Below are 11340 nucleotides of genomic sequence, written 5' to 3' on the forward strand. Positions count from 1 at the left end.
TCATTTATCATCCAGTTAGAGATGGCGCATGCCATTTCCACATCCGGGCATTTGGATGGTAGTAAGATTTATGTATTCACTAAGGAGGTTCAAATGTGAAAAAGAGAGCAAAGAGTGCGACGCTAGGTGCATTGAGTGTGTTGGCTGTTGGTGCCCTGGTGTCGGGTTGCGGTTCCACGGGTTCCACGGGAAATTCTACTTCGGGTGCCTCCAGCAGCAAGGTTGACATTTTCAGTTGGTGGACAGGGGTTGCGAGCAGCAAGGCCCTGAACACGTTCTTTACGCTGTACCAGAAGCAATACCCAGGTGTGAAGGTTGTCAATGACGCTGTGTCCGGTGGGGCGGGTTCGAATGCTAAGGCTGTGTTGGCTACCCGCATGCAGGCGGGTAATCCACCGTCTACCTTCCAAGTGCACGCAGGCAATGGTTCGCTTCGGCAGTGGGTGAAAGCTGGGGATATGGCGCCGCTGAATTCGCTGTACAAGTCACAAGGTTGGTATAGCGTGTTTCCGAAATCGCTGCTCAACTTGGTCACCTTTAATGGTAATATTTACGCTGTTCCGGTTGACATGCAGCGTGCGAACGTGCTTTGGTATAACACGGGTGTCTTCAAAAAGTATAACCTGACACCGCCGACGACGTGGGCACAGTTCCTGACTGAGGCGCAGACGCTGAAGTCGCACGGTATCACACCGCTGGCGTTGGGAAACCATGGGAACTGGGAGACCACGTTACTGTGGAGTGATGTTCTGCTTGGTACGGTTGGCCAGACAGAGTACAATAACTTGATGAACGGCAAGGCATCTTGGAACAGTGCGGGCGTCAAACAGGCTTCGCAGACATATTTGAACGTCATGAAGTACACAAATTCGGACGCGTCCTCTTTGCACTGGGCAGATGCTGACCAAATGGTCGCGCAGGGTAAAGCTGCGATGAACGTCATGGGTGACTGGGCCAATGGTTACTTCGCGACGACTGCCGGACTTACGCCGGGCAAGCAGTATGGCTGGGCGCCAACGCCAGGGTCGCAAGGGGTTTTTGCTGCCGTGTCTGACGTGTTTGGCCTGCCGTCGAAGTTGAGTGGTAAGGCGAAGACGAATGCCACGAACTTCTTGAAGGTGCTCGGGTCGGCTGAAGGTCAGAAGCAGTTTAACCCGTTGAAGGGAACATTCTCGCCACGCCTGGATGCAAATCCGAAGGATTACAACTTGTACTCGCAAGACGCGATGAAGTCGTATCAAAAAGACCCGTTGGTTCTCGTACCTGGTCAAGGTGGATTGAACCCTGGCTTTACAACGGCGCTTGAAAATGCCATGAGCCAGTTCACCGCAAGTGGCAATGTGAGCCAGTTCGTCTCAGCCCTCCAAAGCGCTGCGCAAGCGAACCCGCTGCCGTAGGGAATTGAGTTTGTTGGAGTCTGAGTGAGACTTAAGGCAGAACCGATGCATGGGTTTGGAGTGTGGGAAGTCCCCACCTCTGAACCCATGTTCGTGGGAGGTCAGCATGAGTACATTAGAGCCGACGACGGCACTACCCGGCGAACATCCAGTTAAGCCTCGGCGCCGTCGCATGTCGAGAGACCGTTTGTATGCTGTGCTGACACTGATTCCGTCAATCATTTTAGTTGGCGTGTTTGTGTACGCGTTCATATTTTGGACGGGATGGGTTTCGTTTTCTAAGTGGAACAGCTTTATTCAGAATATGTCCTGGAACGGATTCCGTAACTACACGGCGATTTTTGAAACGTTCCGGTTTCAGTCCGACTTGAGGAATATGTTGTTTTTCACAGTCGGCTTCATGCTCGGTTGCCTCATTCTCGGGATGTTCTTGGCCATCTTGGTTGATCAGAAGATTAGATTTGAGGGTGTGTTCCGCAGCATCTATCTGTATCCAATGGCTATTTCCGCGGCGGCGACCGGTATTGTCTGGGACTGGCTATTGAACTCGACAACGGGCATCAACTTGATTTTGAAACACTTGGGCTTTAAGCATTTGCCGCAATGGTATCTGTCGCCGAAAATCCTACCGCAATCGTTCCACGTGGCACAGATTCAAGGTGGGTTTCCGCTCGCCCTAATCGCGGTCCTCATCGCATCCATCTGGCAGTGGACAGGGTTTACGATGGCGCTGTATTTGGCTGGCTTGCGGTCAGTGCCAGAGGAACTCAAAGAAGCCGCGCGCATTGATGGCGCTGGTTCCGTCCGGACGTTTTTTTCCGTTGTGCTTCCGCATCTTCGGCCCATCACGGTCACAGCTATCATCATGTTGATGGCATCATCCTTGAAAGTGTTTGACTTGTTGTACGCAATGACAGGACCAGGACCAAACTTCATCACAGATTTACCCGCTCTGAACATGTTTAACACGACTTTCCAAGGTGATGAGTACGCGCAGGGTGCAGCCATCGCGATGGTGTTGCTCGTTTTGGTGATGGTCTTCATTGTCCCGTACCTAGTTTCAACGCTGAAGCAGGAGGCGAAAAAATGACCACTCGCAACATCCCGCTTCGAGTACTCCTGTATTTGGTGCTCATCCTGTTTCTCGTGATATTTTTGATTCCAGTCTATCTGCTCATCTTGACCAGCCTGAAACACAATGCGAACGTGAGTCTCGCGCATATGTGGGCCTTGCCTAACCCCATCGGGTTCTCAGGACTTCGCCAGGCGTGGACTGCGATTTCTCCCGACCTTCTCAACAGTGTCTACTTGGCGGTCCCAGCGACGGCCATTGTCGCGTTTCTCGGTGCTCTCAACGGATATGCGCTTTCGAAATGGAAGTTTCGAGGTGCAAACATTGTCTACTTTATTCTGCTTCTCGGGATGTTCATTCCTTACCAAAGCACCCTCATTCCGTTAATCAAAGTACTCGACACCATTCACTTGTTTGACACCATTCCAGGACTGATTTTGACCCACGTCGTCTATGGAATTCCAATTATGACACTAATCTTTCGGAACTTCTTCGCGGATATCCCGAACGATATTCTGGAGTCTGCACAAATTGACGGTAACGGTTATTGGGGGATTTTTCAGCGAATCATGCTTCCCTTATCCATCCCGGGATTTGTGGTCGCGTGTATTTGGGAATTTACTCAAGTCTGGAATGACTTCTTGTTTGGAGTCACTGTTACGCAGCCCCCCCTGCAGCCCGTAACGGTTGCCATCGTCAACCTCTCCGGCAGTCAGCACATCCAGTGGAACGTGCTGATGGGAGCCACACTGCTTGCCTCTCTGCCCACGCTGATTGTCTACTTCGTGCTTGGCAGGTACTTCGTTCGTGGTTTGCTGGCAGGTTCAGTCAAGGGGTAATCGCACCCGGTTGATGGTGCTATTCGTTACAGTGGATGGCGAGCCGAGTGGGCGACGGCTAGGTGTAGCTAGTGTCAGATAAGTAGAGGTGATTACGGTGAGTATCCTCGTGACTGGTGGAGCGGGCTACGTCGGGAGTCACACGGTAGCTGAACTTGTCCAAAAGGGAGAGGACGTCGTCGTCATTGACAACCTGTCCACCGGACACCGCAACGCTGTTCTCAATGAGTGGGCCATCCCATTTTACCAATGTGACATCCATGACACAGCTCGTGTCATGAAGGTCATGACAGACCATCATGTGGATTCCGTCGTGCACTTTGCAGCCAGTTCTCTAGTGGCTGAAAGTGTACACGATCCGCTGAAGTATTATGCGAACAACCTGGGCGGAACGCGGGCTTTGCTTGACGCCATGGTGTCGTGCGACGTCGCGTCCATTGTGTTGTCCTCTACGGCTGCCGTTTACGGCTCACCTCGGCGAGTGCCAATCAGTGAAGATGCCAACAAGGAACCGTTGAACCCGTACGGTGAGACAAAACTGGCGATTGAGAGAATGCTCAGCTATGCGCAACAGGCGTATGGAATTTCTTCTGTCTCCTTGCGTTACTTCAACGCTGCTGGAGCGCACCCAACGTTGCCAATTGGCGAAGACCATCGACCTGAGAGTCACTTGATTCCTATCATCCTTCAGGTTGTGTTGGGTCAGAGGGACGAGATTCTCATCTATGGAGACGACTATGAGACCCGGGACGGTACTTGTATCCGCGATTACATTCATGTCTGTGATCTCGCAAGTGCCCACTACCTCGCCGTTTCGCACTTGCGGGAGGGCAATACCGGCTCCTACGCGTTCAATTTGGGTAATGGCAGTGGGTTCTCGGTACGAGAAGTTATTGACTGTGTGAGAGCAATCAGCGAACATCCGGTACCTGCGCTCGTCGCCCCGAGACGCGCGGGCGACCCTGCACAGCTCGTTGGAGATGCATCCTTGGCACAGAGCGTGTTGGGTTGGAAACCAACTCGCAAGGACCTCACACAGATTGTGGCTGATGCGTGGCGTTGGCACCGAACGCATCCGGATGGTTATCAAGGGTAACCTCAGGCGCAGGTGCGACAACCACTCACAGGTGTCGCGTTGGAGACACCACATCAGAAACCTCGCCGGATTGTCGGTGAGGTTTTATTTGATATGGTCCCAGGATTATTGACCGTCGTTCATCACTTTTGAGGAATAAGGGCGCTGTTATTCCTCTATTGAAAGAATTTTCATATAAGTCGGTCGCATCTATACTGTCCGTATCAATACAAGAAGCATTTTTTGCAGTTGTTTGCTCATCCGACAGTGATGAAACCGCTATCTTAATTGGGGGAGAGGTGTGCATTACGTGAGTGTGAGGAGAAGGTCGAGGTTTGCCACTTACGAGAACTTCATCGTTACCATGATGTTCCTGACGTATGGTTTTGTGTTCATGGACCGCCTGAGTATTACGTTTTTGTTCCCATTCATCGTGCCAGCGTTGAAACTGACAAATGCGCAGGTCGGTCTCTCCGTGTCTATCCTGTCTATTTGCTGGGCAGTTTCGAGTTACCTTTTCTCCAGTTTGTCAGACATTCTCAATGCGAAGAAAAGATTTCTGATCGTCATCATTTTGGTGTTTTCCTTGGCTTCTGTCTCCACAGGTTTGGCGACGACTTTTGGGGTGTTGATGTTGGCACGTGCCGTGATGGGGGTGGCCGAAGGTCCGGTCGTTACTCTGACGCAGACGGCCGTCGTAGCAGACTCTACGCCATCGCGGCGGGGTTTAAACGTCGGCGTCGTGCAGAGTTCCGTGTCACTGTTAGGGTCAACCTTGGGGCCACTTCTACTCATACCGATTGCTGCGGCGCTGGGCTGGCACAAGGCGTTCTATCTTTTGGCAATCCCAAGTTTCATTGTGGCACTAGTCCTCATGAAATACATGAGGGAACCGAATTTGTCGGCTGCGGCTGGCGCACCGAAGGTCGAGCATCAGCGTCCACCCCTCAAGGACTATTTACAAGTGTTTAAGCACAGGAATATTTGGCTCGGTGTACTGATGTCCATTGGTTTTATGTCCTGGATGTTTTCGACGACGACTTTTGGTCCCCTGTTTTATACCAAGGTCGACCACATGTCAGAGGGGCACTTATCGCTATTCCTCACGTTAATGGGGTTATCTCAGTTCGTCGGACAGCTGATTGCGCCTTGGGTGTCGGACAGAATTGGCCGTAAGCCGACGATGGTTCTCTCGGGGCTGATGCTTGTCTTCAGCGTGCTGGTGCTTATCTATGTCCATTCCTTCACGCCTCTGTTGCTGTGGACCATCCTCTTTGGACTTGGTTCCGGCTATCCATCGATATTCATGGCAGTGATTCCGGCCGAATCCGTCCCGAAGGCGTTCATCGCCACGGCGATGTCTTTGATTGTATTAGTTGGAGAACTCGGCGGTGGTACGGTCATTCCGACCGTCGCTGGTTACCTCTCAGACAAGTATTCCTTGTTTGCCCCTTTGTGGCTTGCCCTAGGTGGGACTGTCTTCGTCGTCCTGCTCTCCTTTGGTCTGAAGGAAACCGCACCGCGGGTTTTGAGACGACGTGATGCGAACATCGAAGAAAACGTTGCCGTCTAGCGTCAATTGGAATTAATCCAAGCAGAGGAGGCGTGTTTGTGACCGTGGATAAACTGCCAGAAACCCCGGAGCTATGGAGGTGGTCGGCGACACAACTCGCGTTGGGAATTCGCACGAGAGCCATTTCCTCCCGTGAAGCTGTGACGAGTTGCGTTGAGCGAATTGAACAAGTCAATCCTAAAATTAACGCAATCGTGGAACTGTTGGCAGAAGAAGCTTTGAGCGCAGCCGATGCAGCCGATTTCGCTATCGCGAAGGGAGAGGCAGTTGGACTTCTTCATGGAGTTCCCGTTGCGACCAAAATTAACACTGATCAACAAGGACATGCGACAACTGGCGGAGTCGTCGCTTTTCGAGACCAGATTGCTGCAATCGATAGTCCCCCGATTGCTAATTTGCGCAGTGCCGGGGCGGTGGTGGTCGGTCGGACGAATGTGCCGGCCTTTAGTCTGAGATGGTTTTCGAACAATGAATTACATGGTCGAACGCTGAATCCGTGGGACCAGGCCCGGACTCCTGGCGGGTCAAGCGGCGGCACAAGCGCAGCAGTTGCCAGTGGAATGGTGCCAATCGCGCATGGGAACGACATTGCGGGTTCAATCCGATACCCGGCGTATGCGTGTGGTGTTATGGGGATTCGGCCTACGATGGGGAGGGTGCCCAGCTGGGACGCGCCTGTAGGCGCCGACCAATCCTTGGCTGTGCAGTCGATGGTGGCACAAGGGCCGTTGGCGCGCACCGTAGATGACCTGCGCTTGGCGGTCGCTGCCATGTCGAGGTTTGACCCGCGAGATGCGATTCATGCGCAGGTGCCCTTACATGGCGATGCTCTTGGGCGGCCCATTCGAGTTGGTGTACTGCGCGATGTCGGCATTGCGAGTTTGAGTCCCTCCGGTCATGAGGCGCTAGACAAGGCTACTGAGTCGCTCCGCAATGCTGGATATATTGTCGAAGAAGTGGAACTTGCACTGTTTGCTGAAGCCTATCAGCTATGGCTGCTGCTGGTGTTGGAAGACCTACGCGAAGTGCTGCCCTTGATTGAACAGTTTGGAGACGAAGCGGTGAACATGAATTTACGTTATAACTACGAAGTTTCCAAAGAGATGTGGGGGGACTGCACGCTAGCCAAATTTAAACAGGGATATGCGCGGCGTGGCACACTCATTGCCGAACTCCAGAAGTTCTTACAAGTGTACCCATTGTTGCTGCTGCCAGTATCCACTGAGCCGCCCTTCAGACAAGATGAGGATATTGAAAGTTTGGACAGCAATCGAAGACTCGTGGCGGCTCAGTGGCCGATGATGTCCGTGCCGCTTTTAGGCTTTCCAGCGATGTCCGTGCCTATCTCGGTTGTAGAGGGCTTACCAACAGGTGTTCAGATTTTGGGGAGACGATACAGAGAAGATACCCTGTTTGATGCTGCTGAAGTCATCGCAGCGCAAGTGAGTACGTTGACACCGATTGACCCGAAATTCTAATGGAAATGAACTAGAGTCTGCGTGTCTGCGGTGACTTTTATGTTTCCGAAAACACTCGCTGCAAGTCCCGAAAGACAAATGCGAGTTGCAACTCGAGTCGTGTGTGTGCATCTTCAAGCTGGCGCGATATCAGACCTTCAATTCGACCTACTCGATACTGAAGCGAGGTACGATGAATGAAGAGGGCATTTGCGGCATCAGATAAACTGCCGTTGTGATGGAGGTAAACACGTAACGTCTTCATGAGCTCTGTCTGATGATGTCTATCGTAGTTCTCCAATGGACAAAGCAGCTGGTTGGTGAAGGACTGCGCACCGGTCATGGATGAGATGGGGCGGAGAAGGTGGTGTACTCGTACATCGTCCGCGTGCAGAAACGATTCATGGGACGCAACAACAGGATAAAGAGAGGCCGCAGTGAAGGCTTCCATGTGCCCGTCGACAATGTGCATGGGCGACTGCACTACTTGGCTCAGGCCAAACGAGAGGGACAAATCTTGAGAGTCGGACTCACTCCCGCCTCTATCTGCTGTGCTCGACGAAATAACTCCGGGAGTAGAGTGAATGCCGTGGATAAATTCAATGAAGTGCCGGATTGACTCGTCCGCGGCGAGTGCGTCCGGGAGAGTGAAAACGAAATGATTCTGGTAACGAGCGACAAGCACATTTGGGTAATCCGAGGCCAGACGGATCCGCAGTTGGCCGAGGTAGTGCTGCAGTGTCTCGTGCGAGACGGAATGGACTCCGCTGTGCAAAATGGGCATTCCGACCAAAATCAGCTGAGGAGCTGCCACATCCCATCCGAGATCCAATGCCTCTGCACTGTTCGCCGACGTCCAGTTTTGAGGGGTGTCAAGGAGTTTGCTCAGTAGTTCACTGAACCCATGCCCAAGCCGTTCGACGTGTAATCCGTGTTTGTAGAAGTGGACAGCCAGGATTGTCGTGGACTGCTGTAGAGCCATCACGTCAAGGTCATCGAGTCGAGCGCCGCGTTCCCATACAACGACGTATCCGAGCACAGCTGACCCCATCTGCACGGGTGTAATCACGAAACTCTCTCCTGCAATGGAGTCGGTTCGCACAGATAATGGAAGGTGCACACGAGATTCGCTTTGTCTCTGTGTCATCCAGTGTTGTACGGACGGCAACAGTTCATTCCAAGGAACGTCGGTTGGGTACGTCGTCAGTGGATGGAGAAAGGAGTCTAAGAGCGCTACGGGTTGGTGGACAATGAACGATAGAGACTGCAGGATGGACGGTAATTTGTCATCCGCCCACAATGTATTGGTCAGTTCATGATGGTTGGCAAGCAGCCTGCGCATGCGGTCCTGCTGATAGAGTGTGGGGAGGTCGACTTGCTCCTGTGATTCGACGTGCGCAAGGTTGATGTTCCCAGGCAGGTGTGGGAGCAAGGCCCGGGTGACATCTTGGGCGAATTCCCACAAGACCTGGCTTGCATCGTCAAACAGGTACTGGTAGTGAAAATAGCCAACGGCAATAAACCCAACCGTTTGCTTGCCGACGCGTAACGGAATGGAAAACCAGGTCGAGAATCCAGCATTCTGTAGCGTATCGAATAACGCACAGTTCTGTGCCGGCCTGTTTTCGGCCGCAGGCCACCGGAATGGTGATAGTTGGAGCCGTTGGCAACAGTCCTTTAGCTGAAGCGGTGGAAACAGAGTACTGTTGTCATCGCTCAGGCTGGCAAGGGAACCTGCAGCTAAGCCTGTTCGTTGATTTGAGTGTGCGTGCACATGAGGTGTCAGCACGTGTTTACTTTCATCGACAACGTAAACAATTGACGAATCGCAGTGAAAGACGCTCTGAATGGTAGATATGAGTTGATCGATGACACTCGCCAGCGAGTTCGAGTTGCCAATGTGTTGCACGGCCTGTCTGAGGTTTAGATGCAGTTGATCGCGCCCGCGTGGCGATGCAGGATGGAGGGATGACGTCGCTGTGTCGATGGATTCGTCATTGTTCTGCATGTCTTCTGCTCGACTCACATCGGATGTGTACGTGACAATTCCTCCTCCCAATTGCTTCTAACACTCAACGTTCATCAAATTTACGAGGATCATACCACATAAATCGCTTTCATTTACACAGCACCCATATATACTTCCTCAGTTTTGAGGAACTTGGAGAAAAAACTTAAGTAGATCTGTGCATTTATTCTGAATTCATGCAGCGATATAGTGATGTCGAACAACGTTGGCTAGGGGGGCAAAAATGGACACAGGCATGGTCATCGGCGTAATCGGGGCAGGCAGCATGGGAGCAGGCATCGCGCACTTGGCAGCTCAGCGAGGGCATCAGGTCATCCTAGTCGATGTCGTTCCAGCGGCTTTGGAGCGCGCTGTGGGTTATATGACCGGACTCATGGACAAGTCAATTGCCAAGGGAAAACTGACAGAACAGGATAAGCACGGTATTCTCTCACGCATTCGAACGTCCTCCGATGTATCAGAAATGCGCGATGCACAGTTTGTCATCGAAGCGATTGTCGAGAACCTTACCGCGAAGCAGGACATATTCCGCCAACTGGACGAGATTTGTGCACCTGAGGTTGTTCTCGCAACCAATACGTCATCCATCTCAATCACGAGCATCGCGTCCGCAACAAACCGCCCCGACCGTGTGGTAGGGATGCACTTCTTCAACCCGCCGCAGGTGATGAGACTTGTCGAAGTGGTTCGGGGCGTAGAGACGAGCGACCAGACCGTTGCAACAGGTCGCGCGCTCGGCGAACAGTTGGGAAAGGCGACGGTTGAGGTGAAGCGGGACACGCCCGGTTTCATTGTGAACCGCGTCATGATTCCTCAGTTTATTGAAGCCATCCGTTTAGTAGAAGAAGGTGTCGCAAGTAAGGAAGACGTTGATACTGCGGTGAAGCTGGGGCTTAACTACCCCATGGGTCCATTTGAACTGCAAGACTTTGCCGGAGTTGACATTGGCCTGCACGTGATGGATGTGTTTTTTGACGAGCTGAAAGATGTTCGCTACGCGGCGCCGCAGTCGCTGCGCGCACTCGTCCGCGCCGGTCGGTTGGGGAAAAAGGTCAGGCGGGGTTGGTACGACTACACCGGAGGTGAGAAGGAGTGACTGGGACCATGCAGCAGAGTGCAATCACCTACACGGTATCTGACTCATACGCTCGCATTCATATTGACAATCCTCCGGTGAATGCCCTCAGCCTGTCCGCGTTTCGAGACATTGACCACTGTTTGCAACAGGCAGAAGACGATGAGAGTGTGCGTGTTGTCTGGATCTCTGGTGGGGGCCAAAAAGCGTTTGTTGCTGGTATCGACATCAAGGAAATCCGAGCGTTTTCGGTCGATGAAATGGGGGCCTTTAATCAGGTGTCGGGCGCGGCTCTGAGCCGAATTGGAAGCATGCGCAAACCGGTCATTTGCTCCATCAACGGTCTAGCACTGGGGGCTGGGTTTGAACTCGCACTAGCTTGTGATTTTCGAATCGCGTCCGAAAACGCCTCGTTCGGCCTGCCCGAACTCAGCCTGGGTATCATTCCGGGCGGCGGAGGCACGCAGCGTCTAACGCGACTCATCGGGGAAGCCCGGACCAAGGAGGTCATTCTGCTTGGGCGCACACTGGGCGCGCAAGAAGCACAATCACTTGGCTTGGTGAGTGCCGTTGTGCCCATCGACGAACTGGAAGCGCAGGTGACAGCGACGGTAGAGACACTCGTTAAACGGCCCGCTGTGGCGATGGCTTCGGCTAAACACGCGATTCAAAGCGCGTTCGAACAGCCTCTGCCAGTCGGACTTCAAGTCGAGAACGAGGCCTTCATGCGCGCTTTCACGAGTGCCGATGGGCAGGAAGGCATACGAGCATTCGCGGAAAGAAGAAACCCGGTGTTTGTTGGCCGATAAAAAATACGCTGTAT

At 52.7% G+C, this 11340-nt stretch carries 9 protein-coding genes; 8 read left to right on the top strand and 1 reads right to left on the bottom strand.

Going from position 1 to position 11340, the window contains the following annotated elements; genetic code table 11:
* Positions 1-95: 95 nt before the first annotated feature.
* The 6 genes from JC200_RS14945 (at position 96) to JC200_RS14970 (ending at position 7434) form a co-directional block, all read left to right on the top strand.
* Positions 96-1397: an ABC transporter substrate-binding protein gene (locus tag JC200_RS14945; RefSeq protein ID WP_274432478.1), complete on the top strand. Its 1302-nt coding sequence runs from the start codon at positions 96-98 to the stop codon at positions 1395-1397.
* 106 nt (positions 1398-1503) lie between these two features.
* On the top strand, positions 1504-2487 hold the full coding sequence (locus JC200_RS14950; RefSeq protein ID WP_274432479.1) for a carbohydrate ABC transporter permease: 984 nt from the start codon (positions 1504-1506) through the stop codon (positions 2485-2487).
* Positions 2484-3308, top strand: a complete 825-nt coding sequence (locus tag JC200_RS14955; RefSeq protein WP_274432480.1) for a carbohydrate ABC transporter permease — start codon at positions 2484-2486, stop codon at positions 3306-3308. The genes JC200_RS14950 and JC200_RS14955 overlap by 4 nt, the downstream gene beginning before the upstream one ends.
* 97 nt (positions 3309-3405) lie before the next feature.
* Complete coding sequence (gene galE / locus JC200_RS14960; protein WP_274432481.1) at positions 3406-4404, top strand: UDP-glucose 4-epimerase GalE; 999 nt, start codon at positions 3406-3408, stop codon at positions 4402-4404.
* A 289-nt stretch (positions 4405-4693) separates the two neighbouring features.
* Positions 4694-5956 (top strand): MFS transporter, encoded by a 1263-nt coding sequence (locus JC200_RS14965; RefSeq protein ID WP_274432482.1) that lies wholly within the window; start codon positions 4694-4696, stop codon positions 5954-5956.
* A 38-nt stretch (positions 5957-5994) separates the two neighbouring features.
* Positions 5995-7434, top strand: a complete 1440-nt coding sequence (locus JC200_RS14970; RefSeq protein WP_274432483.1) for an amidase family protein — start codon at positions 5995-5997, stop codon at positions 7432-7434.
* Positions 7435-7471: 37 nt separating this feature from the next.
* Here the strand turns inward: JC200_RS14970 and JC200_RS14975 are convergent, their stop codons facing one another.
* Positions 7472-9472, bottom strand: a complete 2001-nt coding sequence (locus JC200_RS14975; RefSeq protein WP_274432484.1) for a helix-turn-helix domain-containing protein — start codon at positions 9470-9472, stop codon at positions 7472-7474.
* Positions 9473-9665: 193 nt separating this feature from the next.
* Here JC200_RS14975 and JC200_RS14980 point away from each other — a divergent pair, with 193 nt between their 5' ends.
* Positions 9666-10538 (top strand): 3-hydroxyacyl-CoA dehydrogenase family protein, encoded by an 873-nt coding sequence (locus JC200_RS14980; protein ID WP_274432485.1) that lies wholly within the window; start codon positions 9666-9668, stop codon positions 10536-10538.
* 8 nt (positions 10539-10546) lie between these two features.
* A complete protein-coding gene (locus JC200_RS14985; protein ID WP_274432486.1) occupies positions 10547-11326 on the top strand; it encodes an enoyl-CoA hydratase/isomerase family protein in 780 nt (259 codons plus the stop codon).
* The last annotated feature ends 14 nt before the right edge of the window (positions 11327-11340 follow it).

This window comes from Alicyclobacillus sp. ALC3 (genome assembly GCF_028751195.1).
GTDB lineage: Bacteria > Bacillota > Bacilli > Alicyclobacillales > Alicyclobacillaceae > Alicyclobacillus_L.

Coding starts and splice junctions, on each gene's coding strand:
- JC200_RS14950 (WP_274432479.1), top strand. CDS start 1,504: ATGAGTACATTAGAGCCGACGACGGCACTACCCGGCGAACATCCAGTT.
- JC200_RS14985 (WP_274432486.1), top strand. CDS start 10,547: ATGCAGCAGAGTGCAATCACCTACACGGTATCTGACTCATACGCTCGC.
- JC200_RS14955 (WP_274432480.1), top strand. CDS start 2,484: ATGACCACTCGCAACATCCCGCTTCGAGTACTCCTGTATTTGGTGCTC.
- JC200_RS14980 (WP_274432485.1), top strand. CDS start 9,666: ATGGACACAGGCATGGTCATCGGCGTAATCGGGGCAGGCAGCATGGGA.